A 25,647-nucleotide genomic window follows, 5' to 3' on the forward strand; every position below is an offset into this window, starting at 1 on the left:
ATGTGCCTCTATTCCAGCGGCCCACCCGGCCCGGCCCGCTCGGGTGGGCGCGGACGTGGCCGGCGGCTCCTCGCGGGTCCTACGTAACCATCCTGGCCAAGACCTGGGTCGACGCCGGATTCAAGAACCGCGTCGTCGAACACGGCGCCCACCTCGGCGTCGACGTCGAGATCATCACCAAAGACCCGCGGGTCAAGGGCTTCAGCGTGGTCAAACGCCGATCGGTCGTCGAACGCACCCTCGGCTGGCTCATGCACCACCGCCGACTCGTCCGCGACTACGAAGCCCGATCCGTTACTTGAGGATCTCCAGCAGCCGATTTCCCAGGACTGCGGCGGAGTGCGGATTCTGTCCGGTGACCAGGTTGCGGTCCTCCACCATGTACGGCTCCCAGATCGGGCCGCGGCTGTACTGGACGCCGACTTTCTCCTTCAGGTCCGTCTCCAGCAGCCACGTCACCCTGGCGGCCAGCCCGACGGCCTCCTCCTCCTCATTCGTGAAGCCGGTGACCTTGTAGCCCTTGAAGGGCGAAACGCCGTGGATCCTGGTGGCCAGCATGGCTGCGGGCGCATGGCAGACGATCGCCAGCGGGTTGCCCGATTCGAGCTGGGCGGTCAGCAGCCGGCCCGCGTCGGCGTCGAACGCGAGGTCGGACATCGGGCCGTGCCCGCCGGGCAGGTAGACCGCGTCGTAGTCCTCCAGGCGGACGTCGGACAGCTTGAGCGGCCGCCGCATGACCTCCGCATCCCGGATGATCGCTTCCAGATCGAGGGCTGCCTGCTCGCCGCCCACCATGGAGGGGCGCAGGCTCATCATGTCGACGTTCGGGGTGGTCCCGCCCGGCGTCGCGACCACGACCTCGTGGCCGGCGTCGGTGAGCAACTTGTACGGGTTTGCGAACTCCTCGGCCCAATAGCCGGTCGCATACCTGCTGCCGTCCTTGAGCACCCAGTACGTCGCTCCGCTCACTATGAACAGGACTTTCGCCATCGCCCAATCGCCTCCTCATCCCATTTGGCCTGCTGGATGGGAGTAACCATTCTCAGCGTCGACACGCATCCGCCCCGATGAACGCGTCTGGCCGCTCCGCGGTGGCTTCCCGCCCGGTCCGCTGGACCGCCCTGGGCAGCGTGCCAGCGGATCCCACTGCGCGCCGGTTTGGTCCGACTATGGCAGGGTATGTCCGGAGCGGTTGACAGCGATCGACGGCTGCGGCGAGGAGGACGACAGTGCGAGCGGTTCAGGTGGCCACGGCTGGAGGAGACTTCGAACTCGTCGAACGGGAGGTTCCGCAGCCCGGACACTGGCAGGTGCTGGTCCGGGTAGCGGCCTGCGGCATCTGCCACAGCGACGCGATGGCCAAGGGCGGCCTGGCCAGTGCCTACCCGCGGGTGCCGGGGCACGAGGTGGCCGGCACGGTCGAGGCGGTCGGCACCGGCGTGTCGCAGTGGGCGGTGGGCCAGCGGGTCGGGATCGGCTGGTTCGGCGGCGCGTGCTTCGTCTGTACGCCGTGTCGGGAGGGCGACTTCATCTCCTGCGTGCAGCGCTGGGTCACCGGACTCACCAGGGACGGCGGGTACGCCGACTACGTGCTCGCGCCGGCCGACGCGCTGGCCGCCGTGCCCGACGAGCTGAGCGACGTCGAGGCGGCGCCGCTGATGTGCGCCGGAGTCACCTGCTTCCACGGCCTCCGGGAGAGCGGCGCCCGCCCCGGCGACGTGGTGGGCATCGTCGGCCTGGGTGGCCTCGGACACCTCGGCGTCCAGTTCGCCGCCAAGATGGGCTTCGAGGTGGTCGCCATCGCCCGCGGCGCGGAGAAGGGCGACTTCGCCCGCCAGCTCGGCGCCCACCACTACATCGACAGCACCCGGGAGGACGTCGCCTCCAGATTGACCCGCCTCGGCGGCGCCAAGGCGGTGCTCTCCACGGTCACCGACGCGGCGGCCACCACGGCGGTCGTCGGGGGTCTGCGTACCCGCGGTCAGCTCGTCGTGGTCGGCGTCCCGGTCGCGCCCATGGAGATCTCCGCACCCGACCTCATCCTGAGCAGCCGGACCGTCGGCGGGCACGCCTCCGGCACGGCCAAGGACAGCGAGGACACGCTACGGTTCGCCGTCCTGACCGGGGTGCGGCCGATCGTGGAGACCACCTCCCTGGACCAGGCCGGGCCCGCCTACGACCGGATGATGGCCGGGCAGGCCCGGTTCCGAATCGTGCTCACCACCTGAACCCCGCCGCTTCCCGCGCCTCGGGCACGCGCCACGCTGCGCACCCTCGTCGCGTCGTCGCGTCCAGTCTGGGATAGCCCAGCCACAGCGGCGATGGCCTTGACTGCCTCGTTCAGACCGGTGGTCTCGGGTAGGACGAGTTCGTCGGGCCAGCCCAGAACGTCGTGAGCGGCGTACCAGCCGCCCATCTGGTCGGTGGTGAACTGAGTGGCCTGCGGGCGGGTGAGGTGCCGGCGGAGGGTCTCGGGCAGGGACACGTCGAGGTAGCAGAACTGGGACCGGCCGCGGTGGCTGTCCCGCAGGGCGTTCAGCATCCCCCGGTAGCGGCTGGTGTGCATGATGCCTTCCAGCACGACGTGGTAGCCGTGGTCGAGCGCGAACCGGACGGTCTGCCCGATCAACGCCGGTGCCACACCGCCGGGCTTGTCCCGCTCGCGCAGCAGGATGCGGCGCAGGTAGTCCTGCTCGACCAGGGTCTTGATCATTGGTGCGCCGCCGGGGGCTTGAACCCGAACCCGCACACAAGAGATCGCGGGGCGGGGACGAGCCGGTCCAGTTTCGCGCCGCGCAGGCTGACCCGAGGCGCTCCGCCGCGGCGGCGATCGCTGCGTCCCGTGCCGTGACCGCCTCCTCGACGAGGAGCGTCCGGCCTGTGCCCGTGCGGCCGCGGCGACCAGGTCGAACTCCGAGTGGCCGGCGATCAAGCGCAGCAGTTCAGCCCCGGCGTACCCGCTCGCTTCGAAGCGCTGGGATGACGGTCGAAGAAGTACGGCAGCCAACGCCGACAGAACGCGCCGAACGGCCGGACCGCCGGGCAGACCCGCCGGTTGAGGCCGGACAGGGACACCACGTCCGGCCGGTCGGCCTGGTTGAACAGGCCGATGGTGACGTCGAAGACCCCTCGTTGTACGGCTGCCTGGACACCTGTGGCCAGAATGTCCGCATCCACCTCGTCGACGGTGGCGTCCCGCCTCAGCAACTCGCCGGCCACGGCCGGCAACAGGTTGTTGCTGATGACCGTGATCAGTTTCGGGTTCGGCGCGAGATCGACGACGGGCGACGAGTAGCCGGAGACGTTGACGAAGGCCTCGGTGAAGGGCAGCAGGACCTTCGCCGTGCCCCAGCCCTCGACCAGTTCCGGCGCCGACCGCGACACCTCGGAGACCAGGTAAAGGTGGGTGGCGAGGACGGCGTACCGGACCCGCGGATCACCGGCCAGCAGCTGCGCGATCCGGAACTCCTCAGCGCTGAAACAGAGCCGGGCGAGCATGTACACGCGGGCCAACTCCCGCGCCTCGGCGGTCGTCAACAACACCTCGGCCGACCCCGCCCTCGGCCCGGGGACGCCCGACGACCGGCGCGAGCGGCGGCCCTCCTCGCCCGCGACGCCGAACGCGTCGTCAAGCGTCGAGAGGATGCGCTCGGCCGGCAGCGGTGCGGCGTCCGGGCCGCCCCGACACCGTCGGGCAAGGTCCGGCCAGTGCGTCGACAAGCGGCTCATGACATCCCGGCACGCCTCGGCGTGAGACTGGCCCCGTCGTGACGCGAGCCGCTCGATGCCCCGGAGCAGGTGCGCGGCCGGCGAGCCCGGGGTGGTCTCCTCGCGTAGCCGAGCGACAGCGTCCGGCAGGCTCCGGCCGGCCGTCAGCCCGAAGTAGCCGTCGAGGGTGTCGAGATCGGCAGCGCCGAAGCGCATCGCCACCGACTTCCCGGCCACGACCCGCTCCCAGTAGTACGCGTTGAGCGCGGCGGGATCCGCCAGCAGCGCGCCGAGATCGCCGGACTCCGGCGAGGGTCGCCCCGGCGGCAACACACGCCGCAGCAGCGTGCGAACGAAATCGTCGTTGCGCGCGGTCACCTCGGCGGAAGCGGCCTGAAACCAGACCTCGGACGCCAGCTTGGCGGTCTGCCTCTCCTCGTTCACGGATTCGAGATAGGTGGCCAGCTTCTCCTTCTCCGGAGGTGCCGGGCATCGTTCGCCCAGCGAGGGGGCCGCCAACCGGATGTACATCCCGAACAACTCGCCGGTGATCTCGCGGCCCGGAGCGCCCAGGTCGAAAAGGTCGTCGGCCAGCACGGAGCCGAGGGCACCGAACACACATCCGGTGGCCAGGGAAGCTTCGTCGGCGATGTCAGCGGCCGCGACGCACAGATCGACGATGAAGCGTCGCAGGGACAGCGCGGCCGCGTTCCCGTCGGTCGAACCCCAGACCGGGCCGGCGGGCCGGGACGCGACCGCCGTCGACAGGAGCTGCCGCAGAACGACCAGCGCGCTGTGCAGCTCATCGGCGAGTTCGCTGACCGGCCGGCGCGGCGCCGCGGACTCCGCGCGCAGGAGCGCACCGAGGTCGTGCCGCGTGACGATGTCCCGGATGTGCTCCGGCGTCATCTCCCGGATCACGATCCGCGCCCGCTTCCGCACCTCCTCCCGCAGGTCGGTGTAGAGCGGCATGTTGAGAGCGCCCTGCAGGTCGTACTGCATGCGCAGAACGAGGCGCTGCACGACGGGCGTGTCGTCCTCGACGGCCGAGGCCAGCGTGGCGCGGCGCAGTCGGTCGAGGGAGACGCCCGCGCTCTGCCGCTCGTACCAGGCACGGAAACCCTCGTCGCGCAGGAGATGCCGGTCCGGGTCGACGACGAAAGCGGGCCGGGACGCGGCGGCCGCGAGCGCCGCGACGACCCGCGGCATCTCGTCGGCGAGAAGCTCCAGGAAGGAGCGCCCGTCCCCGGTCGCCAACAGGAAGCGGTCGAGAGCCGACCCCGGAAGGTCATTGGCGCCGAGGAAGCCGGTGCCCTCGTCGGTCCGGTGGAACGCCGCCATGATCGCGCTGCGTGGCCCGCCGGCGGACGTACGGTACCGGTGATGGACCAGCCGACTCGCGGCGAAGATCGTGTGACACGGCGCCGGGATGTCCTCAAGGTGGACGACTCGCGGGAGGCCGTCGTCGAAGAAACGGGCCTGGGCGGCGAGCGCCTCGTCCACCCGGGTCTGCGAGGGAAAGATGCAGCTGTCCTCGTCGCTCCACACGGTGCCGTCGTCGTCCACGTAGCACTGCCGCAGGAGCCGATTCGTGCGGGGCAGGTAGGTGAGCCCCTGCCCCGAGGGCCCTCGACCGGTGCCCATCGTCCAGGTGACGATCACCTTGAACTCGTCCATGAAGGGGCTGTTGTCGACGTGCAGGGTGTTGTCCCGCGCCACGACGTCGAGTGGCTGCGTGTCCTTCGCCCGCAAGTCGATGATCTTCACGGGCCCGCCGAGGGCGTGCGCGACGAGCGCGACCAGCAGCGGATGGGAGAACGCCTCCCGGAAGTCAGGGTGCTCGACCAGGGAGCCCGCGTCCGCGACGTTCAGATAGTTGTGCAGCGAGCCACGGCTGCCCCTGGTGTCGATCGCCGAGTCGTACACCCGCCGCGCGCTGTCGAAACGCTCGGGTGGGACGAGCCCGGCGAAGCTGAGGGCACCCTCGGCCGCGAGGTTCCCGCTCAGCGACGTGAAGGTGTTCCGCAGGAGCGGGCCGTCCGCCTCCGCCCGGCAGGCTCTGTCGACCATTGCTTCGATCTCGCGGCGGAACCTCGTGGCTTCCCGCTCCCGCCGCAGTTGCCGATAGGACGCGGGGCTGGCCAGCTCGTCAGCCGGGACGAGCGGCGCGTACCGAGGACTCATGTCGCCGGACTCCCGACCACCAACGTCGACTGGGTGAGATCCGGGTAGTGCTCCAGGCGGGCCAGTGCCCGTTGGACCTCTTCCACGGCGCTCGCGTTCCCGCACTGACCGTACGCCTGCTCGAGCTGGCCCAGGATCGTCCGGACGGAACGGAAGTTGCCGAGGGACTCCTCCACCCGCCAGGCCCGCTCCAACCAGGTGCAGCCCTCTTCGACCTCGCCTGACCGCAGGCCGGTCGCGCCGAGCAGACGCAGGGCCAGAGCCCGGCCGTAGTCGTTGCCGCGCTCCTCGCACATGGCGAGGCTGCGCAGGCCGAGCCCCCGGGCCCACGAATAGTGACCCGTCTCGTTCAGGGCTCGCGCCGCGTCGTACAGACCCCGGGCCTCGCGGACGACGTTGTTGCCGCTTCTCGATTCCCGGGCCGCGCGCAACCCCCAGCGGAGCGCCTCCCGGTGGTCACCCGACCGGAGGCAGAGCTCGGCCATGGCGTGATGCGACGACGCCCGACCCGAATCGTCGCCGGACGCCGCGTCCAACGCCATCGAGGCGCGCAACTGCTCCTTCGCCGGCTCAAGCTGGCCGATGTCCGCGAGGGCCCGTCCCAGGGCGCGTCGGGACAGCGCCTCCATTGCCGGGTCACCGGCGGCCGCAGCGGCGACAGCCTCCCGCTGGACGGACAGGGTTCTCGTGACGTCCTGTCGCCAGTAGAGGAACGTGTTGACCGCCCGCGCGAACCGGGTGATGAAGGCGAAGTCGTGGTCGGCCCGGGCCTGTTCGATCAGGTAGGTCATGGACGCGGTGATCGACTCGAACCAGGAGAGGGCCTGCGCCACGGTGAGGCTGACCGATCCGGCGACCGCCAGCAGCTCCTGGTCCACCGGCAGGGAGTCCCGGTGCGGATCGATGGCGCGATCGGCGGCGTAGCTCAACGCCAGGTACACGGTGCGGATGCGGCGCGCGGTCAGCTCCTGCTCGGCGGCGTCCAGCACCTGCCCGAGCGTCTCCGCGAGATAGGCCTTCATCAGGTCGTGGAAGCGGTAACGGCCAGGGCTGATCTCGTCGATCAGAGACGCCAGGCACAGGGCTTGAAGACTGCGGTCACACACCCGCCTGGGCTGGTCGAGGACGAGGCACAGCACCGCGACCGAGCATTCGTTGCTGGGCAGCATGGACGCGACGTAGAGGACCTTCGTCGTCGCCGCGTCGAGGTCGTCCAGTGACCAGGAGATGACGCGTCCGACCTCGATACCCAGACCGGCGTCGTCGAGGAAGCGAAGTGGGCTCTGCTCCTCCTCGATTCCCCTCGCCGCGTCGTCGATCGTCCAGGTGGTCTGGATGGCGAGCTTCGCCGAGACGATTGCCAGCGCCAACGGATGCCCCTCCAGAAGCTGCACGATGCGCCGTGCGGCTGCCTGCTCCCGTTCGACGCGGACGAAACCCACACGTTCGGCGATGAGCTCCACCCCCTCGTCGAGGGTCAGCAACGGAAGTTTGAGGACCCGGGCGTCGTGACGAACGCTCATCTCGGGGATCGCCCGGCGGCTGGTCACCACCAACACCGACCCGAAGCCCGGCACCAGGTCCCGAATCTGCTCGTAGGAACCGACGTTGTCCACGATGACGAGGCACCGCCGGCCGGCGGTGACGGCGCGGAAGACGCCGCCCCACTCCGCCTCGTTCTCCGGAAGGTCGGACCGGTTGATCCCCAGCGTGGCCAGGAAGCTACGCAGGGCGTCCCGGGCCTCGATGCGCGGTGTGCCGGAGTACGCGCACATGTCGACGAAGAACTGCCCGTCGGGGTATTCGGCGATGCGCGAGCTGGCCCAGGCGACGGCGAGGGTGGTCTTCCCCGAGCCGGCCAGACCCCAGAGCATGCAGCAGCGCGAGCCCGGCGTCGTCATCGCCTCGTCCATCTCGTGCAGCAGGTGGTGCCTGCCGACGATCCTCCCGATGCCACCCGGGAGCATGTGCGGCGGCTCGGGCACGCGCGCGGCAGTGCGCGGCTGTTCGACGTAGATCGCGCCGGAGGTGCCCACCTGGAGGACCTGCTGCGCCAACAGGCCCTCGGCGACGTTGTGCGACGAGCTGCCGGAGGCGGGCTCCATGTCGGTCACCTTCCGGCTACATCGTGATGTCGCCGACGCGCTGGGCCTGCACCAGCTTGCCCACGTTGCTGGAGGCCACCACGTTCGTGCTGCCAGCCGGCGTCGCGCCCTGCCGGAGCTCCCGCAGAAACTCCGGATCCTCGGCCGCGAGACGGGCCAGAAGCGCACGGAGCTGAGCCATGTCGTCCGCCGAGGCGTCGCCCCGCGTGACCCGGTCCAGGGATTCGAGCATCCCCGCCGGCTCGTCCCCGCGGACGAATCGCCGCCGGATCATGTCGACGAGAGCCGCCCCGGACCCCTCGGCGATCTTGACGAGCGCCCCGGCGACAATTGCCTCGATCATGCGCTGCTCCTTGACCTGAAGGCCTGCGACAGGCGTCGGCGCTCACCCCTTCGCCAGGCAAGGCTACCGATTCGTGTCGACAGCGGAAAGGCTCGTGAGACGGTCGGCGACGTCGACGCCAAGCCCTCGGCCGGCCACCCGAACGCCGTCTCGTATCGACGTCGACACATGCCATTGGCGACGGATGCCTGGTGCCCAGCCACCGCTACCTGCCAGGGGACGCCATCGCCGGCGGCGAAGGCTGGCGCGGCGTGTCGGAAGCCCGACACGGCGGAGCCGGCGGCGACACGACGACGGCCCCGCTACCCGCTGCGGGGTACCGGGGCCGTCGTGAGTCGCGTCAGGCGCCGCGAAGGGTGGCGCCGAGGCGCTCCGCCGCGACGGCGACCGCCGCGTCCCGTGCCGCGACCGCCTCCTCGACGGTGAGCGTCCGGTCCGGTGCCCGGAAGGTCAGCTTGTACGCCAGCGACCGGCGGCCGGCACCGAGCTGCGCGCCGGAGTACACGTCGAACAGCCGCACGTCCTCCAGCAGCTCACCGGCGCCCGCCTCCAGCGCCCGGCGCACCTGCTCCGCCGGCACCGACTCGTCCACCACCAGAGCCACGTCGATCAGCGCCGGCGGGAAGCCGGAAACCGTCGGCGCCGGCGTCACCGGGGTCGGCGGCAGCGTGTCGAGGTTCAGCTCCATCGCGCTGGTGCGGCGGGGCAGCTCCAGCGCCGCTACCACCACCGGGTGCAACTCCCCGGCGTGTCCGACGACCGAGCCGTCGACCCGCAGCTCGGCGCAGCGACCCGGGTGCCACGGGGCGTACTCGGCGGCACACACCTCGACCCGCTCGTCGGGGATCCCGGCGGCGGCCAGCACGTCACGGGCCGCCTCGATCGCGTCCGCCCAGCCGGCCGGGCGACCCGCACCCCACCAGCCGGCCGGGTCCAGGTCACCGGAGAGCACCACCGCGACGTGCACCGGTTGCGCCGGCACCACGGCGTCGGCGGCTGCGAACTCCTCGTCGGTGGGGCGACGGTCCACGCCCATCGCCGGCGGGCTGCCGGCGCCGACGCGCGGGTGGAAGACCGCACCGATCTCGTAGAGAGCGAGGTCGCGGTGACCCCGGCCGAGGTTGCGCTTGAGGATGCCGAGCAGCGGGCCGAGCAGCGTGGTGCGCAGCAGCGGCTCCTCTTCGGACAGTGGGTTGGCCAGCCGCACCGCGGGCCGACGACTGTCGTCGGCCGGCAGGCCGAGCTGGTCAGCCAGCTCCGGCGACACGAACGGGTGCGCGAGCACCTCCACGTACCCCCGCTCGGCCAGCGACCCGGCGACCGCCCGGCGGCGACGCTGCCGCGGGGTCAGACCGCGCCCCGCAGGCGCGGTCGGCAGCACCGACGGCACCCGGTCGTACCCGTCGAGGCGGACCACCTCCTCGACCAGGTCGGCCGGGTCGGTCAGGTCGGGCCGCCAGGTCGGCGGGGTGACGCTCAGCACCGTCCCGACGCCGCTGGCCGCGCGGACCGCGCCCGGGTCCTCGGACAACCGGTCCGCGCCCTGCGCGACAGTGCAGCCCACCTGCTCCAGCAGGGCGACCACCCGCGCCGGCGGGTACTCGACACCGACCCGCCGGGTCGGCAGGTCCGCCGGAAGACTGATCGGGGTACGCGGCCGGACGTGGTCGATGTCCAGGATCTCCACGCTCGGGGTGCCACCGCCGTGCTCGGTGAGCAGCCGCACGGCACGCTCCAGCGCGACCAGCGGCACGGCCGGGTCGACGCCCCGCTCCCAGCGCTTCGCGGCCTCGCTGAACAGCTTGTGCCGACGGGCGGTACGCCCGACCATCGCCGGGTCCCAGTGCGCCGCCTCGAAGAGCACAGTGGTGGTGACCCCCGTGACGACCTCGCTGGTCTCACCGCCCATCACCGCGGCGAGGGAGATCGGGACGCCGGCGCCCTCGCCTGCGAGGGCGTTGGGCAGCCCAGCGTCGCAAATCACCATGTCGTCGGCGGTGAGCACCCGGCTGACACCGTCCAGGGTGGTCAGCTTCTCCCCCGCCTCGGCGCGACGGACCACCAGCGGCCCGGCGATCCGGTCGGCGTCGAAGGCGTGCATCGGCTGGCCCAGCTCCAACATCACGTAGTTGGTGATGTCGACCGGCAGCGAGATGCTGCGGATGCCGGCCGTCACGAGCCGCTGGGCCATCCACGACGGCGTGGGCGCGCCCGGGTCGACGCCCCGCACCAGGCGGGCGGTGAACCGGTCGCAGCCGACCGTGTCGCGGACCTCCACCGGGTACGCCGGCGTCTCGGTGCCGGCCGGGGCGGGCACCAGGGCAGGATCACGCAGCGGCAGGTCGAACGCGTGCGACAGCTCCCGGGCCAGGCCGCGCAGGCTCAGCGCGTACCCCCGGTCCGGGGTGATCTCCAGCTCGAACACGACGTCGTCGAGGCCGACGACGGGCCGCGCGTCGTCGCCCGGCTTGGCCGCGCCGTCCGGCGGGAGCACGATGATGCCCGAGTGGTCGTCGCCCAGGCCCAGCTCCTTGGCGGAGCAGATCATGCCGGCCGAGTTGTGCCCGTACGTCTTACGGGCGCCGATCGCGAACCCGCCGGGCAGCACACCACCGGGCAGGATCACCACCACCCGGTCACCGACGGCGAAGTTGCGCGCCCCGCAGACGATCTCCTGCGGCTCGCCGGTGCCGTTGGCGGCGCCCACGTCCACCCGGCAGAACCGGATCGGCTTCTTGAAGCCGGTCAGCTCCTCGATCTCGCGCACCTCGCCGACGACGAGCTGCCCGGTGACGCTCTCGCGAAGGTCCACCACGGACTCGACCTCGATACCGAGGTCGACCAGGGCCTGCTCCAGGTCACCGGTGGGCAGGTCGGCGGGGAGGTCGACGTACTCCCGCAGCCAACTGACAGAAACTCGCATGACTTCAGACCACCGTTCCCGTGTCTCGTACCCGCATCGCCTACGCCCCGGTCCCGAGCGCGCGGCTGAACCGCACGTCGCCCTCGAAGAGATGGCGGATGTCGCTGACCCCGTGCCGGACCATCAGGGTCCGGTCGATGCCCATGCCGAAGGCGAATCCGGAGTAGACCTCCGGGTCGACGCCGCAGGCGCGCAGCACCCGTGGGTTGACCATGCCGCAGCCACCCCACTCGACCCACTGCGGGCCGTCGCGGTGCTCCGGGAACCACACGTCGAACTCCGCCGACGGCTCCGTGAACGGGAAGTAGTGCGGCCGCCAACGGGTCTTCGCCTCCGGGCCGAACATCGCCCGGGCGAAGTGGTCCAGCGTGCCCCGCAGGTGGGCCATCGTGATGCCCTTGTCGACCACCAGACCCTCGGCCTGGTGGAACACCGGGCTGTGGGTGGCGTCGATCTCGTCCGTGCGGTAGACGCGACCCGGCACGATCACGTAGATCGGCGGCTTGCGGCTGAGCATCGTGCGGGTCTGCACCGTCGAGGTGTGCGTTCGTAGAACAAGGCCGGAGCCCGCGGAGCCATCAGGGGATGCGATGTGGAAGGTGTCCATCAACCCGCGCGCCGGGTGGTCGGCGGGGATGTTCAACGCGTCGAAGTTGACCCACTCCAGGTCGACCTCAGGCCCCTCGGCCACCTCGTAGCCCATCCCGACGAAGAGGTCGCTGATCGACTCCATCAGGGTGCTCAACGGGTGCCGGGCGCCACGCGGACGCCGGTCGTAGGGCAGTGTGACGTCCACCCGCTCCTCGACCAGCACCCGCTCGGCCTGCTCGCGCTCCACCACCTCGGCGCGCTCGGCGTACGCGGACTCGATCGCCCGGCGGGCCTCATTGACCCGCTTGCCGGCGTCGGACTTCGCGGCCGGCGGCAGCGCGCCGATCTCCCGACGCGCGAGGGAGACCGGTGACCGGTCACCCAGGTGCACCGAGCGCAGCGCGGTCAGCGCGTCCGGGTCGGCGGCGGCCTCGAACGCCTTCGTGGCGTCCGCCACGGCCTCGGCCAGGGCGGCGGGGTCGAGCAGGGCGACCTGCTTCGGGTCGTACGGATCGTTGCGGTAGCTCATGGCGTACGGGCACTCCCTCACGGCGGCGCCAGCCCTCACCGGGGCGGCTAGGCGAGTCTACGGACGCGCGGCTGTGCCGCAGCCCGCCGGTAGGAGTTGCGCAGGGAGCAGGTCAGGCCCGCCGCCCGCCGACACCGGCGGGCTGGCTAAACGAACGCCGTGTCGCGTTCATGGACGGACGCTCTCCCCTGCTGTCAGTCGCGCCACAGGCGTTCACCCTCAGCGCTGTGCTCTCGCTGAAGCGTACAGGCAGACCGCCGCGGCGGCAGCCAGGTTGAGGCTCTCCGCGCGCCCGTACAGCGGCACCCGCACAGTGGTGTCGGCGGCGGTGGTCAACTCCTCGGGCAGCCCGTGCGCCTCGGAACCGAACAGCCAGGCGGTGGGCCCGACGAGCCGACCGTAGTCGGTCAGGTCGTCCAGGTCGTTGTCGCCGTACCCGGTGGTGGCGAAGATCGACAGCCCGGCGGCGCGCAGCGCGCCGACCACCGCGACCGGGTCGGGGGCGCGCACCACGTCGACGTGGAAGAGGCTGCCGGCCGAGGCTCGCACACACTTGCCGTTGTACGGGTCGACGGCGTCCCCGGCGAAGATCACCGCACCCGCACCGGCCGCGTCGGCGGTGCGCAGCACCGTGCCGGCGTTGCCCGGGTCGCGGATCTCGGCGAGCACCGCCACCAGCCGGGGCGCACCCGCGAGGGCCTGTTCCAGTGAGACGTCCAGGTGCCGGCAGACGGCCACCAGCCCCTGTGGGGCGACGGTCTCGGTCAGCGCCGCGAGGGCGTCGTCGGTCACCTCGGAGACCGGCACGTCGGCGCGGGCCGCCGTGGCGGCCAACTCCGGGTACCGGTCGAGCGCGGTGGTCGTACCGAACAGTTCGGTGACCACCTCCGGCCGCGCGAGGGCCTCGCGGACCGCCTGCGGGCCCTCGGCCAGGAAACGGCCGGTGGCGTCGCGGTCCCGGCGGCGTTGCAGGCGGCGGGCGGCGACAACCCTTGGGGTACGCGGGGTGAAAGCCATGGTGTGCGCTCCTCCGGCACGATTGAGGCGCCCCCCGAACGGCGGTGCCGACACGGGAGACGCCTCGCTCTGGTGCGTGGGGATCAGGCGGCCTGAGCCGCCGCGCCGCCGGTGCCCTCGGCCGTGACCGCAGCCCGGGCCAGCTCGACGATCGCCGCGAAAGAGGCGGCGTCGTTGACAGCCATGTCGGCCAGGATCTTGCGGTCGACCTCGATGCCGGCCAGACGCAGGCCCTGGATCAGACGGTTGTAGGTCATCCCGTTGGCCCGGGCGCCCGCGTTGATCCGCTGAATCCACAGCTGCCGGAAGTCGCCCTTGCGGTCGCGACGGTCCCGGTAGGCGTACTGCATCGAGTGCAGCACCTGCTCCTTGGCCTTGCGGTACAGGCGGGAGCGCTGACCGCGGTAACCACTCGCGGACTCCAGCAGGGTACGACGCTTCTTCTGGGCGTTTACAGCCCGCTTGACGCGTGCCATCTCAACTCCTAATTACGTAAGGTGGCGCGCGTCAGCGGCCGAGCAGCTTCTTGATGCGCTTGACGTCGGCCTTGGCCAGCACGACCGTGCCGGTCAGCCGGCGGGTCTGGGTGGAGGGCTTCTTCTCCAGGTTGTGACGGAGGCCGGCCTGCTGGGCAACGATCTTGCCCTTGCCGGTCACCTTGACCCGCTTACCCATACCCGTGTGGCTCTTCATCTTCGGCATGTGGAACGTCTCTCCCCTGTTACTCGCCGCTGGTGTCGGCGGCGAGGCCGGTGTCACCGGCTGCTGCGGTCTCGCCGACCGCTGCGGTCTCATCGGCTTCCGGAGCGGCGGACTCGTCCCCTGCCCGGTCCCGAGGTCCACCGCGAGACGCCGTAGCGGCGACCGCGGAGGCCTTGACGGCCCGATGCGGAGCGAGAACCATGATCATGTTTCGGCCGTCCTGCTTCGGAGCGGCCTCGACGTATCCCAGTTCCGTGATCTCGGATTCGAGTCGACGCAGAAGCCGGTAACCCAGCTCCGGACGACTCTGCTCGCGACCGCGGAACATGATCGTCACCTTGACCTTGTCGCCCGCCTTGAGGAACCGCACCACGTGACCCTTCTTGGTCTCGTAGTCGTGCGGGTCGATCTTCGGCCGAAGCTTCATTTCCTTGATGACGGTCTGCTGCTGATTACGCCGCGCTTCGCGCGCCTTGAGTGCGCTCTCGTACTTGAACTTGCCGAAGTCCATGAGCTTGCACACCGGCGGGCGCGCCATCGGCGCAACCTCGACCAGGTCCAGATCGACGTCCGCGGCCAGCTGAAGAGCGCGCTCCAGCGGGACGATGCCCACCTGCTCACCCTCTGGGCCGACCAGTCGGACCTCACGTGCCCGGATCTGCTCGTTCACGCGTGGTTCGACGCTGATGGGGCCTCCTCGAGTCGTTTCTGCTCTGTCGCCGACCCCTGCGGCTCCCGGGAGGGAACCGACCCGAAAAGCAGAAGGCCCCGGCGCATGCCAGGGCCCGCTCGACCGGTCAGCACGATCACAAGGATCGCGCATCCGGCACCGGGACATGCCCGGAACCGGTGACCGGACCCGGCCACCGTAGCGGCGACTCGGGTGGGAGCAGGCGCTCCGCTTTCAAGGCTGCCTGCTCGCACGCGGAGACAGCCTGGTCGACTCGACAACACTACACCGGCACCCCGGCGACCCCCAAACCGGGCACGACCTGCGGCCAGTCACGGGCGCGGCCGACCATTGCGCCGCGCCGCCGCGCCGCCCTGGCGCGCGCCCGGCACCGCATTGGCGCCGCCCCGTCCCGCCTTGCGCCCCTGGCCGCCCGCCCTGGCGCGCCCTGGCGCCGCTTCAAGATCCGCGCACGTTCCCTGAAACTGCTGCCTCAGGGCGCCGGGAGGCAGCAGTTTCAGGGAGGTTGTCCAGATCTTGGCGAGGGGTGCGCGGCAGGCCTGGCCGCTGGGCGGCGACGCGAGGTCGACGGCGGGCGGTTCCAGCCGCGAAGCGGCAGCGGCGGTTCGGCCGCCGACCGGCGTGGGCGGTTCGGCCGCCCAACCGGCGTGGGGGGGTTCGGCCGCCAACCGGCGTAGGGGTTCGGCCGCCAACCGGCGTAGGGGTTCGGCCGCCAACCGGCGTAGGGGTTCGGCCGCCAACCGGCGTGGGCGGTGTCGCCAGGGTCAGCGGCCGACGGCGCGTTCGGCGAGGCGGACCTGGTGGGCCTCGTGCAGCCGGCGCAGCGCGCGGACCCCGTCGACGGCCAGCTCCTTGTCGGCGGCCTGCAACGCGACCATCGGCAGCAGGTCGTCATCGTGCAGCTCCAGGCTGGCCCACGGCGCGCCCCGGTCGAAGCGGACGCCCCGGACAACCTCCCAGGGCAGCTCGTAGGAGCTGATGACGTTACGGACCCGAATGCTCCGGGCGTCGGCCTCCACCCGAGGACGGGTGAACAGCAGGAAGCCGAGCGCACCGAAGATGCCCAGACCGATCATGGCGATCTGGTCGCCGCGCTGGAAGCTGCCGTAACCATCGCCGGTCGGGCCACTCAGCGAGGTAGCGACCAGAGCGAACACCACCACCAGAGCGGCCGCCGCCGACCAGCAGACCACCCGGATGCGGCGGGGCTTCAGGCGGACCAGTTCGGTTTCACTCACCCCACCAGTCTGCCATCCGCGCTCGGTCATCGAACGCACCACCCGCCGAGCCACCACCCCGAGCCCACCGAAGGCCAGCAAACAAGATCGTGCTCGATCCAGGATCCAGTGGCCTCCGTCGAGATCGAGGCCACTACTTCAATGATCGAGCACGATCTTCCGCGTCCAGCAGCCCCAGAACACCCGCCGCCGCGTCGATCATGGAGTTGTGGTGGTGGACGTAAGGAGCGAAGGCGGCTGAAACGGCCACCATAACTCCATGATCGACGCGAGCGGCGGGGGCGGGGGCGGGGGCGGGGGCGCGGGGGGCGGGGGTTAGAGGCGGCAGGCGTGGATGTTGGTGACGAGGATGGCGCGGGCGCCCAGTTCGTAGAGCTCGTCCATGATGCGGTGCACGTCGTCGCGGAGCACCATTGCCTGCACCGCCACCCAGCCCTCGCGGTGCAGCGGCGACACGGTGGGCGACTCGATGCCCGGGGTGAGCCCGCTGGCCCGGTCCAGCAGACCGGCCGGCACGTCGTAGGCGAGCATCACGTAGCGGCGGGCCACCAGCACACCGTGCAGACGGCGCAGCAACTGCTCGGCCTGCGGTTGCGCCGGCGCGCCGGCACGCCGGACCAGCACCGCCGACGAGCGCAGCAGCGGCTCGCCGAAGACCACCAGGCCCGCCTGGCGCAGGGTCGCGCCGGTCTCCACCACGTCCGCGATCACGTCGGCGACGCCGAGGCGTACGGCGTTCTCCACCGCGCCGTCGAGGCGGATCACGTCGGCCTTGACGCCCACCTCGCCGAGGTGCCGTTCGACCAGACCCGGGTACGCGGTGGCGATGCGGTGGCCGCCCAGCTCCTGCACGGAGGCGATGTCGTCGGGGCGGGCGGCGAAGCGGAAGGTGGCCCGGCCGAAGGCGAGGTCGACGACCTCCTCGGCCGGCGCGGCCGAGTCGATCAGCAGGTCCCGGCCGGTGATCCCGAGGTCGAGGTCACCGGAGCCGACGTAGGTGGCGATGTCCTTCGGACGCAGGTAGAAGAATTCGACGTCGTTGGCCTCGTCCCGGCAGACGAGGTCCTTGGAGTCGGTGCGCTGGCGGTAGCCCGCCTCGCGCAGCATCTGGGCGGCCGGTTCGGCCAGGGTGCCCTTGTTGGGAATGGCGACACGCAGCATGACGGAGTGCTCCTTCGATCCGGTTGGCGATCAACAGGGGTGGAGGCACTCACAGATGTCGGTAGACGTCCTTGAGCTCGAGACCGCTGGCAAGCATCAGCACCTGGACCTGGTAGAGCAGCTGGGAGATCTCCTCGGCGGTGCGCTCCGGCCCCTCGTGCTCGGCGGCCATCCACGACTCGGCCGCCTCCTCGACGACCTTCTTGCCGATGAAGTGCACGCCCTTGTCCAGCGCGGCGACGGTGCCCGAGCCCGGGGTGCCGGCGGCGGCCTTGGCCTGCAGCTCGGCGAACAACTCCTCGAACGTCTTCACGGGAAACGATTCTTCCAGCCACCCCGGCGGCACCCCGCGTCCGGGTCCGCCAAAATCCAGCAAGCGGACAATTCCCTACCAACATGGTAGGACAATTGTCGATCGATGCCCATGGAGCTCTACGCTGTCCGCCATGGCCAGCCGCTCACGTCTCCTCGCGCTCACCTTCGCCGGTGCCGTCGTCGTAGCCACCGCCGGGTGCGCGCCACAGGACGAAGATCCGACCCCCACTGTCACCGCAGCGCCGTCCTGCGCCAAGGACAGCCTGCCCACGCGTACGCCGGGCAAGCTGACCATCGCCACCGACCAGCCCGCGTACGAGCCGTGGTTCGCCAAGGACAAGCCGGACAGCGGTGAGGGCTTCGAATCCGCTGTCGCGTACGCGGTGGCCGAGAAGCTCGGCTACGCCCGCGCCGACGTCACCTGGACGCGGGTCAAGTTCGACACCGCCATCGCGCCGGGGCCGAAGGACTTCGACTTCGACATCAACCAGTTCTCCATCACCGACGAGCGCAAGCAGGCTGTCGACTTCTCCGCGCCGTACTACCTGGTGCGGCAGACCGTCATCGCCTTGAAGTCCTCGAAGATCGCCGGCCGGAAGTCGCTGGCCGAGCTGCGGGACGCTCGGCTCGGCGCGCAGGTGGGCACCACCAGCTACCAGGCGATCACCGACGTGATCAAGCCGGCCGCCAAGCCGCAGGTCTACAACAGCAACGACGATGCCAAGAAGGCCCTTCAGAACGGGCAGCTGGACGGTCTCGTGGTCGATCTTCCGACCGCCTTCTACATCACCGGTGCGGAGATCACCGACGCTGTGATCGTCGGGCAGGTGCCGCAGGTCGGTACGCCCGAGGCGTTCGGGTTGCTGCTGGACAAGAACTCCCCACTGACCTCCTGCGTGAGCGGGGCGGTCGGTCAGCTCACCACCGCGGGGACGTTGAAGGAGCTGGAACAGAAGTGGCTCGCCCAGGTGGCGGGGGCGGCCGAGCTGCGGTGATGCTTCTGGATCGGGTGCCCTCGGAGGCGCAGCTGCGGCGGTCGGCGTACCGGCGTCGGCAAACCGTCTACAGCGTGCTCGTCGCGGCGTCCTCGACGGCGGCGCTCGGCACGCTGCTGGTGCTCGCGGTGACCGGGGCGCCGGGCTGGGACCGGGTCCGGCGCTCGTTCCTGGATCCGGAGATCGCCCGCGACGCGCTGCCGACGGTGCTGAGCGGGCTCTGGCTCAACGTACGGCTGCTGGTCTGCTGTGCGGTCGGCGCGCTGCTGCTCGGGCTGGTGCTCGCCGTGCTGCGGACGCTGCGCGGGCCGGTCTTCTTCCCGGTCCGCGCGCTGGCCGCCGGCTACACCTACACCTTCCGCGGCCTACCGCTGATCATCGTGCTGTACCTGCTCACCCTCGGCGTGCCGGGGCTGCGGTTGCAGGGCATGCCGCCGGTGCTGGTGCTGGGTGGGATCGCGTTGGTCCTCACCTATGGCGGCTACCTCGCCGAGGTGTTTCGGGCCGGCATCGAGTCGGTCCACCCCAGCCAACTCGCCGCTGCCCGCTCGTTGGGCCTGACCCACCGGCAGACGATGCGGCACGTGGTCCTGCCGCAGGCCGTCCGCCGGGTGGCGCCACCCCTGCTCAACGACGTGGTGGCGTTGCAGAAGGACGTCGGGCTGGTCTCGCTGGCTGGGCCGATCGACGCGGTCCGCGCCGCGCAGATCGCCACCGCCCAGACCTTCAACTACACGCCGTACATCGTGGCGGGGGTGCTCTTCGTGCTGCTCGCAATCCCACTGATCGCCGTCACCGACTGGGTGACGCTGCGCGCGGCCCGCCGACAGTCGGGAGGCTGATCCATGGCGTTGCTGCGCTGCCGGGGCCTGCGCAAGGAGTTCGGCGGGCACGCCGTGCTCGACCAACTCGACCTGACCGTCGCCGAGCATCAGGTGGTGGCCCTGATCGGCGCGTCCGGGTCCGGCAAGTCGACCCTGCTGCGCTGCGTCAACCTGCTGGAGGAGCTCGACGACGGCACCATCGAGTTGGACGGGGAGGACATCTCCGATCCCCGGGTGGACCCGGACCGGGTCCGGCGGCGGATCGGCATGGTGTTCCAGGCGTACAACCTCTTTCCGCACCTGAGCGTGTTGGACAACATCACCCTCGCGCCGCGACGCGTACACGGGCGGGGCCGGGCGGAGGCCGAGGCGCAGGCCCGGGAGCTGCTCGACCGGGTGGGGCTCGCCGCCAAGGCGGACGCCTACCCGGACCGGCTCTCCGGCGGGCAGCAACAGCGGGTGGCGATAGTCCGGGCGCTGGCCAACTCACCTCGACTGATGCTGCTCGACGAGGTCACCTCCGCGCTCGACCCGGAGCTGGTCGGCGAGGTGCTGGCGATGATCCGCGACCTTAAGGCCGACGGCATGACAATGGTGCTGGCCACCCACGAGATGGGCTTCGCCCGGGACGTCGCCGACGAGGTGTGCTTCCTCGACGCCGGCCGGGTGGTCGAGAGCGGGCCGCCCGAGCAGGTGCTCGGCGAGCCGACGCAGCCTCGTACCCGACAGTTCCTGCGCCGGATCATCGAGGCCGGCCGCCTCTGAAGGCGGGCCTTCAGAGGCGGCAGAGGCGTCAGCCGCCGAAGCCGACCCGTTGGGCGTTGCCCGCAGCCACCGTCCGCACGGCCAGCGCCGCGTCGAGCGCCGCCACCGTGGCGGCCCAGCCCTTGTCCTCCGCCGAGCCGGGCAGCCCGGCGCGGTCGCGGGCCTGCTCGATGGTCTCCACCGTCAACACGCCGTGCGCCACCGGCTTGCCCTCGTCCAGCGCCACCCGGGTCAGTCCGTCGGTGACCGAACGGCAGACGTAGTCGAAGTGGGCGGTGGCTCCACGGACCACCACGCCGAGGGCGACCACCACGTCGCAGCGGCGGGCGAGGGCCTGCGCGACCACCGGCAGCTCGACCGAGCCGGCGACCCGGGCGACAACGGAACGCGCGCCGCACGCCTCGGCGGCGGCCACCGCACGCTCCAGCATGTGGTCGGTCAGCTCGCCGTGCCAGCGTGCGGCAACGACCCCGACGGTCAGCCCCGCGGCGTCGACCGCCTCGACTCCCGGCTCACCGAAACCCGCCATCGTCATGCTCCGATCTCGTCGTTGGCGACCGGACGCCCCAGCGGCGCCTCGGAGACCTCGTCCAACTCGTCCAGCAGGTGACCCATCCGGTCCCGCTTGGTGCGCAGGTAGCGCATGTTCTCCGGGTGCGCGCCGGCCGGCAGCCCCTCGCGGCCGGTGATGGTCAACCCGTACCCCTCCAGGCCGGCCCGCTTGGCCGGGTTGTTGGTCAGCAGCCGCATGGACCGCACGCCAAGGTCGTAGAGGATCTGCGCGCCGGTGCCGTAGTCGCGGGCATCGGCCGGCAGGCCCAGGTCGAGGTTGGCGTCGACGGTGTCGCGGCCGGAGTCCTGCAACTGGTACGCCTGCAGCTTGTGCAGCAACCCGATGCCGCGCCCCTCGTGCCCACGGACGTAGAGCACCACGCCCCGGCCCTCCTGCCCGACCCGAGCCAGTGCGGCGTCCAGCTGCGGTCCACAGTCGCAGCGCAGCGAGCCGAACACGTCCCCGGTCAGGCACTCGGAGTGCACCCGGACCAGCACGTCCTGGCCGTCACCGATGTCACCGAGCACCATCGCGACATGTTCGGCCGGGTCGTGCTCGGCGCGGTAGCCGAGCGCCCGGAACACCCCGTGCTTCGTCGGCATCCGGGCGTCGGCGACCAGCTCGACCTGCTTCTCGGTACGCCGGCGGTAGGCGATCAGGTCGGCGATGGTGACGAGCGTGAGGCCGTGCTCGGCGGAGAACTTCTCCAGGTCCGGCAGGCGCATCATGGTGCCGTCGTCGTTGACCAGCTCGCAGAGCACGCCGGCCGGACGCAGCCCGGCCAGCCGGGTCAGGTCGATCCCCGCCTCGGTGTGCCCCGGCCGGCGCAGCACCCCGCCCTCGCGAGCGCGCAGCGGCACCACGTGGCCGGGGCGGGCCAGATCGGTCGGGTCGGTCGCCGCGTCGGCGAGCAGCCGGCTGGTGTGCGCGCGGTCGGCCGCCGAGATGCCGGTGCTGACGCCCTCGCGGGCGTCCACCGTCACCGTGTACGCGGTGCCGCGCCGGTCCTGGTTGGTGTGGTGCATCGGCGGCAGGTCGAGCCGGTCGGCTTCGCTCTCGGTGAGCGCCACGCAGACGTAGCCGGAGGTGTAGCGCACCATGAACGCCATCAGCTCCGGCGTGGCCAACTCGGCCGCGAAGATCAGGTCGCCCTCGTTCTCCCGGTCCGCGTCATCGACCACGACGACCGGCCTGCCGGCCGCGATGTCCGCGATCGCCTGCTCGATATCCCCAAAGCTGGTCATGCGACGGCCTCCCGGTAGATGGGCTTACGAACGGTGGCCGTGGCGCGGGAGGTGCGCCACCAGGCGGCGAAGCCCCAGACGCAGAGGGCGCCGTAGATCAGGTACATGACGGCCGAGGGGTAGAACCCGCCGCGCAGCAGCAGCGGCACCCCGACCGCGTCCACAGCGATCCAGAGCAGCCAGAACTCCACCCAGCCGCGGGCCATGCCGTACGTGGCCAGCAGGCTGCCGGTGAGGATCCAGGCGTCGGGCAGCGGGCCCCACGAACCGAGGGCCTTGAGCAGCGGGTACGCCGCGGCGGTGCCGACCACGGCGGCCAGCAGCATAATCAGCCGCTCCCGCCCGGTGGCCCAGCGCGGAACGACAGCGGCCTGCCCGGAGTCGCCGCGACGGTTGCGCTGCCAGCGCCACCAGCCGTAGACGCTGACCGCGAAGAAGAACACCTGCCGGCCGGCCTGCCCGTACAGGTCGTGCTCCTGCGGGGTGGCGAACACCCCGCCGAGGAAGACGGTGAGGAGAAGCGCGTTACCGACCATGCCGACCGGCCACGCCCAGACCAGCCGGCGCAACCCGAGCAACGCCGAGACCAGCCCGAACGCGTTGCCGACGATCTCCCTGGCCAGCACCGGCGACCCGGCGACGTGCACCTGGGCGTCCAGCAGCCAGCTGAGCGGGCCCATCAGGCCACCCCGCCCTGGTCCGAGGCCAGCCCGCGGGCGTCGGCGTGGGTGAGCCGGTCGCCGAGCAGCCGCTCGACGTACTTGGCCAACACGTCGACCTCCAGGTTGACCGGGTCGCCGACGCCTTTCGCGCCGAGCGTGGTCAGCTTGAGCGTGGTCGGGATCAGCCCGACGGCGAACTCGTCCGCGCCGACGGCGGCGACTGTCAACGAGACACCGTCGATGGTGATCGAGCCCTTCTCCACCACGTACCGGGACAGGGCGGCGGGTAGCCGGAAACGGACCGTCTCCCACTGCTCGGCCGGCTCCCGGGAGATCAGTTCACCGACACCGTCGACGTGGCCCTGCACCAGGTGCCCACCGAGCCGGCTACCGAGCGCGGCGGCCCGCTCCAGGTTGACCGGGTCGCCGGGGCGCAGCGCGCCCAGCGCGGAGCGGCGCAGCGTCTCCCCCATCACGTCGGCGGTGAAGACACCGTCGGCCACGTCCACGACGGTCAGGCAGACACCGTTGACGGCGATCGAGTCGCCGTGGCGGGCGTCGGACGTGACCAGCGGGCCGCGTACGCCCAGCAGCGCCGAATCGCCTGCCGTCGGCGCGACCCGGACGATCTCGCCCAATTCCTCAATAATGCCGGTGAACATCTCAGCCCTCCCTTTTCCGGGGCAAAGCAGTGATCCGGAGATCCGGACCGATCTGCGTAACGTCGACGAACTCCAGATCGATGGCCTCGGCGATGGTGGTCACTCCCGCGTCGACCAGAGCCGTCGGGCCGGCGCCGAGCAACCGCGGCGCGACGTACCCGACGATCTTGTCGACCAGGCCGGCCTCCAGGAACGCGCCAGCCAGCCGGGGGCCGCCCTCCAGGAGCACCGCGCGGACCCCGCGCTGGTGCAGCGCCGCGAGCAGCGCCGACAGGTCGACCCGGCCGTCCGGGTCGGCGCCGACCTCGTCGGCGGTCGCGATCCAGGTGCGTGCGGCGCCGTCGCGGACCTTGGCGTCAGCCGGGGTACGCCCCGAGCTGTCCACCACCACCCGCAGCGGCTGCCGGATGGCAAGGCTGCCGTCGCGCAGGTTGCGGGCGGTCAACCGGGGGTCGTCGGCGAGCACGGTGCCCACCCCGGCGATGACCGCGTCGACGGTGCCGCGCAGCGCGTGCACGTCGATCCGGGCCGCCTCCGAGGTGATCCACATGCTGGTGCCGTCCGCCGCGGCGGAGCGACCGTCGAGCGTGGCGGCGTACTTCCAGATCACGTACGGCCAGCCTCGGCGCATCGAGGTCAACCACGCGACGTTGCCGGCCTCGGCCTCCTCGCCGCGTACCCCCAGATCGACCCGGACCCCGGCGGCGCGCAACGTGGCGGCACCCCCGGAAGCGACCGGGTTCGGGTCGGGTACGGCGATGACCACCCGGCCCACCCCGGCCTGGACGAGCGCGGAACTACAGGGGCCGGTGCGGCCGGTGTGATCGCAGGGTTCCAGAGTGACGATCGCGGTGCCGCCCTTGGCCCGCCGCCCGGCCTGCGCCAGAGCGACGATCTCGGCGTGCGGTCCCCCGGCGTACGCGTGGAAGCCCTCGCCCACGACCTCGCCGTCGGAGTCGAGGAGCACGCACCCGACCACGGGGTTGGGGCTGGTGGTGCCGAGCCCGCGCGCTGCCAACTCGATCGCACGCCGCATCGCCTCATCAACGGAGACGCTGGCCATCGCGCTGCCCCTGCCCTCTCACTCGCCGTCCGCGCGCTGGCGGTCAGGGAGGCGGTGGCCATGGGGCCACGGGCAGGCGGTGGCGGATTCCGGGAACGGCACAGCCGCCCCGGGGGGTCGGCACGGCACGCTGAAGCCAGCGGCCGGCTCGGACCCGTCCGTCCCGCGCGCTGTCTCCCATCCGGACTTTCTGGGCGCGGACGAACCGCCCCCAACCGTCGGCCCCGGATTTTCACCAGGTCCACCGGACAGCAGAGCCGTCCGGGTCGCGGGCTGACCACGGTCAAACCGTGGATCACCGCCGGTTCGGAATTTCACCGAGTCCCGCCAGCGCGTGGTGGGTACACGGGAAGTCTTACACGCCGATCCGTCTCCGTCGCCACCTAGGCGAGCTACTTCACAGCGTTATCACGCTCAGGTGACGCCTCGACGCCGGTCCACCGCCACGTACGAGCCCGGTTGACTCTTGGCCACCGTCTTCATCTCCGAGGCCACCGCGATCGCTTCGAGCGGGTCGGTGAACCGCTTGCCCGCGTCGGAGAGGGACACCCCGATGGAGAGCGTGACCAGGGCCGCCCGCCGGATGTTGCCGCGTCGATCCTTCAACTCGACGAAGCCGCGCTCCCGGTCGGTCTGGTCGTAGAGCGTGTCGGCGGCGTTCTCGAAGTCGACGACCGCCCGGGACGTGAGTGGGCGCACCTGGTCCGGGGCGCAGACGATGACGAAGTCGTCGCCACCGACGTGACCGAGGAAGGCCGGTGGCAGCCCGACGCCCACCACCGCCCGGTGCAGGCTGCGGGCCAGCGCGGAGATGAAGTCGTCGCCGCGCACGAAGCCGTACCTGTCGTTCACGCTCTTGAACCGGTCGATGTCGACGTAGCCGACGGCGTAGTCCACGCCGTTGCGGACCCGATCGCTGATCTCCCGACGGATCCGGCTGTTGCCGGGCAGCCCGGTCAGCGGGGAAACCTCCCGGAACTCCTTGTTCCGGCGCAGCGTGGACGAGACCCGGGCCACCAGCTCGGCGGTGTCGAACGGCTTGACCAGGTAGTCGTCGGCGCCGGCGCTGAGCCCGTGCACCTTGTCGACGGTCATCCCCTTGGCGGTCAGCATGATCACCGGAAGGGCGGACGTCATCGGGTCGGCGCGCAACCGGCGGGTCAGCTCCAACCCGTCGATCCGGGGCATCATGAGATCGACCACCGCCAGGTCCGGCCGTTGGCGCTCGATGACCTCCAGGGCCTCCTGGCCGTCGCTGGCGTGGATCACCTCGAAGCCGTGCAGCCGCAGGTTGAACTCGACGAACCGGGCGATGTCCTCGTCGTCGTCCACGACGAGAATGATGTCCTTGCGGTCGGCCTCGGGCTCCACC

23 protein-coding genes, 2 pseudogenes and 1 riboswitch are annotated in these 25,647 nt (G+C 71.2%); of the genes and pseudogenes, 5 read left to right on the top strand and 20 right to left on the bottom strand.

All coding sequences use genetic code 11. The features are described 5' to 3' along the window. Positions 1–77 precede the first annotated feature (77 nt). A pseudogene (locus tag ABZU43_RS26405) lies at positions 78–284 on the top strand (IS5/IS1182 family transposase); the annotation flags it as partial. A gap of 10 nt (positions 285–294) precedes the next feature. Here the strand turns inward: ABZU43_RS26405 and ABZU43_RS26410 are convergent. Beyond that, positions 295–948 (bottom strand): type 1 glutamine amidotransferase domain-containing protein, encoded by a 654-nt coding sequence (locus ABZU43_RS26410; protein ID WP_355009165.1) that lies wholly within the window; start codon positions 946–948, stop codon positions 295–297. A 281-nt stretch (positions 949–1,229) separates the two neighbouring features. Between ABZU43_RS26410 and ABZU43_RS26415 the strand changes: the two genes are divergently transcribed. Beyond that, the gene (locus ABZU43_RS26415; protein WP_355009166.1) at positions 1,230–2,228 is read left to right on the top strand and encodes an alcohol dehydrogenase catalytic domain-containing protein; all 999 of its coding nucleotides are present in this window, start codon (positions 1,230–1,232) and stop codon (positions 2,226–2,228) included. 53 nt (positions 2,229–2,281) lie between these two features. Here ABZU43_RS26415 and ABZU43_RS26420 read toward each other — a convergent pair. The 13 genes and pseudogenes from ABZU43_RS26420 to ABZU43_RS26480 form a co-directional block, all read right to left on the bottom strand. Continuing rightward, a pseudogene (locus tag ABZU43_RS26420) lies at positions 2,282–2,701 on the bottom strand (kinase); the annotation flags it as partial. 227 nt (positions 2,702–2,928) lie between these two features. Further along, entirely contained in the window at positions 2,929–5,892 is a 2,964-nt protein-coding gene (locus tag ABZU43_RS26425) for a hypothetical protein (protein ID WP_355009167.1), read from the bottom strand. Further along, positions 5,889–7,997, bottom strand: coding sequence for an NB-ARC domain-containing protein (locus ABZU43_RS26430; RefSeq protein ID WP_355009168.1), 2,109 nt, complete (start codon positions 7,995–7,997; stop codon positions 5,889–5,891). The genes ABZU43_RS26425 and ABZU43_RS26430 overlap by 4 nt, the downstream gene beginning before the upstream one ends. Positions 7,998–8,013: 16 nt before the next feature. Next, positions 8,014–8,340, bottom strand: coding sequence for a hypothetical protein (locus tag ABZU43_RS26435; RefSeq protein ID WP_355009169.1), 327 nt, complete (start codon positions 8,338–8,340; stop codon positions 8,014–8,016). 340 nt (positions 8,341–8,680) lie between these two features. Then, entirely contained in the window at positions 8,681–11,263 is a 2,583-nt protein-coding gene (pheT, locus tag ABZU43_RS26440) for a phenylalanine--tRNA ligase subunit beta (RefSeq protein WP_355009170.1), read from the bottom strand. Positions 11,264–11,303: 40 nt separating this feature from the next. After that, the gene (gene pheS, locus ABZU43_RS26445) at positions 11,304–12,383 is read right to left on the bottom strand and encodes a phenylalanine--tRNA ligase subunit alpha (RefSeq protein WP_355009171.1); all 1,080 of its coding nucleotides are present in this window, start codon (positions 12,381–12,383) and stop codon (positions 11,304–11,306) included. 219 nt (positions 12,384–12,602) lie between these two features. After that, positions 12,603–13,454, bottom strand: a complete 852-nt coding sequence (locus tag ABZU43_RS26450; protein WP_355009172.1) for an RNA methyltransferase — start codon at positions 13,452–13,454, stop codon at positions 12,603–12,605. A gap of 29 nt (positions 13,455–13,483) precedes the next feature. Further along, positions 13,484–13,876 (bottom strand): 50S ribosomal protein L20, encoded by a 393-nt coding sequence (rplT, locus tag ABZU43_RS26455; protein WP_030488429.1) that lies wholly within the window; start codon positions 13,874–13,876, stop codon positions 13,484–13,486. 31 nt (positions 13,877–13,907) lie between these two features. Then, positions 13,908–14,102 carry a 50S ribosomal protein L35 gene (gene rpmI / locus ABZU43_RS26460; RefSeq protein ID WP_007458415.1) on the bottom strand — a complete coding sequence of 65 codons (195 nt, stop codon included), beginning with the start codon at positions 14,100–14,102 and terminating at the stop codon, positions 13,908–13,910. 19 nt (positions 14,103–14,121) lie between these two features. Continuing rightward, complete coding sequence (gene infC, locus ABZU43_RS26465) at positions 14,122–14,772, bottom strand: translation initiation factor IF-3 (RefSeq protein WP_088947485.1); 651 nt, start codon at positions 14,770–14,772, stop codon at positions 14,122–14,124. Positions 14,773–15,557: 785 nt separating this feature from the next. After that, a complete protein-coding gene (locus ABZU43_RS26470; RefSeq protein ID WP_355009173.1) occupies positions 15,558–16,031 on the bottom strand; it encodes a PH domain-containing protein in 474 nt (157 codons plus the stop codon). A gap of 315 nt (positions 16,032–16,346) precedes the next feature. Next, on the bottom strand, positions 16,347–17,192 hold the full coding sequence (gene hisG / locus ABZU43_RS26475) for an ATP phosphoribosyltransferase (protein WP_355009174.1): 846 nt from the start codon (positions 17,190–17,192) through the stop codon (positions 16,347–16,349). A gap of 49 nt (positions 17,193–17,241) precedes the next feature. Further along, on the bottom strand, positions 17,242–17,505 hold the full coding sequence (locus tag ABZU43_RS26480) for a phosphoribosyl-ATP diphosphatase (RefSeq protein ID WP_030335709.1): 264 nt from the start codon (positions 17,503–17,505) through the stop codon (positions 17,242–17,244). A 133-nt stretch (positions 17,506–17,638) separates the two neighbouring features. Between ABZU43_RS26480 and ABZU43_RS26485 the strand changes: the two genes are divergently transcribed. The 3 genes from ABZU43_RS26485 to ABZU43_RS26495 are packed head-to-tail and all read left to right on the top strand — an operon-like array spanning position 17,639 to position 20,091. After that, positions 17,639–18,502 (top strand): ABC transporter substrate-binding protein, encoded by an 864-nt coding sequence (locus tag ABZU43_RS26485; protein WP_355009175.1) that lies wholly within the window; start codon positions 17,639–17,641, stop codon positions 18,500–18,502. Next, entirely contained in the window at positions 18,502–19,344 is an 843-nt protein-coding gene (locus tag ABZU43_RS26490) for an amino acid ABC transporter permease (protein ID WP_355009176.1), read from the top strand. Before ABZU43_RS26485 ends, ABZU43_RS26490 begins: the two co-directional genes overlap by 1 nt. Before the next feature lie 3 nt (positions 19,345–19,347). After that, the gene (locus ABZU43_RS26495; RefSeq protein ID WP_355009177.1) at positions 19,348–20,091 is read left to right on the top strand and encodes an amino acid ABC transporter ATP-binding protein; all 744 of its coding nucleotides are present in this window, start codon (positions 19,348–19,350) and stop codon (positions 20,089–20,091) included. A 28-nt stretch (positions 20,092–20,119) separates the two neighbouring features. Here ABZU43_RS26495 and ribH read toward each other — a convergent pair whose 3' ends face one another. The 6 genes from ribH to ABZU43_RS26525 all read right to left on the bottom strand — a co-directional run bounded on the left by ribH (position 20,120) and on the right by ABZU43_RS26525 (position 25,646). Then, positions 20,120–20,620, bottom strand: a complete 501-nt coding sequence (gene ribH, locus ABZU43_RS26500) for a 6,7-dimethyl-8-ribityllumazine synthase (protein WP_030335701.1) — start codon at positions 20,618–20,620, stop codon at positions 20,120–20,122. A gap of 2 nt (positions 20,621–20,622) precedes the next feature. After that, positions 20,623–21,888, bottom strand: coding sequence for a bifunctional 3,4-dihydroxy-2-butanone-4-phosphate synthase/GTP cyclohydrolase II (locus ABZU43_RS26505; protein ID WP_355009178.1), 1,266 nt, complete (start codon positions 21,886–21,888; stop codon positions 20,623–20,625). Continuing rightward, complete coding sequence (pnuC, locus tag ABZU43_RS26510) at positions 21,885–22,568, bottom strand: nicotinamide riboside transporter PnuC (RefSeq protein ID WP_355009179.1); 684 nt, start codon at positions 22,566–22,568, stop codon at positions 21,885–21,887. Before pnuC ends, ABZU43_RS26505 begins: the two co-directional genes overlap by 4 nt. Next, entirely contained in the window at positions 22,568–23,212 is a 645-nt protein-coding gene (locus ABZU43_RS26515; RefSeq protein ID WP_355009180.1) for a riboflavin synthase, read from the bottom strand. Before ABZU43_RS26515 ends, pnuC begins: the two co-directional genes overlap by 1 nt. Position 23,213: 1 nt before the next feature. After that, positions 23,214–24,275: a bifunctional diaminohydroxyphosphoribosylaminopyrimidine deaminase/5-amino-6-(5-phosphoribosylamino)uracil reductase RibD gene (gene ribD, locus ABZU43_RS26520; RefSeq protein WP_355009181.1), complete on the bottom strand. Its 1,062-nt coding sequence runs from the start codon at positions 24,273–24,275 to the stop codon at positions 23,214–23,216. Between the two features lie 165 nt (positions 24,276–24,440). Next, positions 24,441–24,611: riboswitch (FMN riboswitch) on the bottom strand. A gap of 78 nt (positions 24,612–24,689) precedes the next feature. Continuing rightward, entirely contained in the window at positions 24,690–25,646 is a 957-nt protein-coding gene (locus ABZU43_RS26525) for a response regulator (protein ID WP_238686775.1), read from the bottom strand. Between the last annotated feature and the right edge of the window lies 1 nt (position 25,647).

This window comes from Micromonospora sp. NPDC005205 (assembly GCF_040608275.1).
In the GTDB taxonomy this organism is placed as follows: Bacteria; Actinomycetota; Actinomycetes; order Mycobacteriales; family Micromonosporaceae; genus Micromonospora.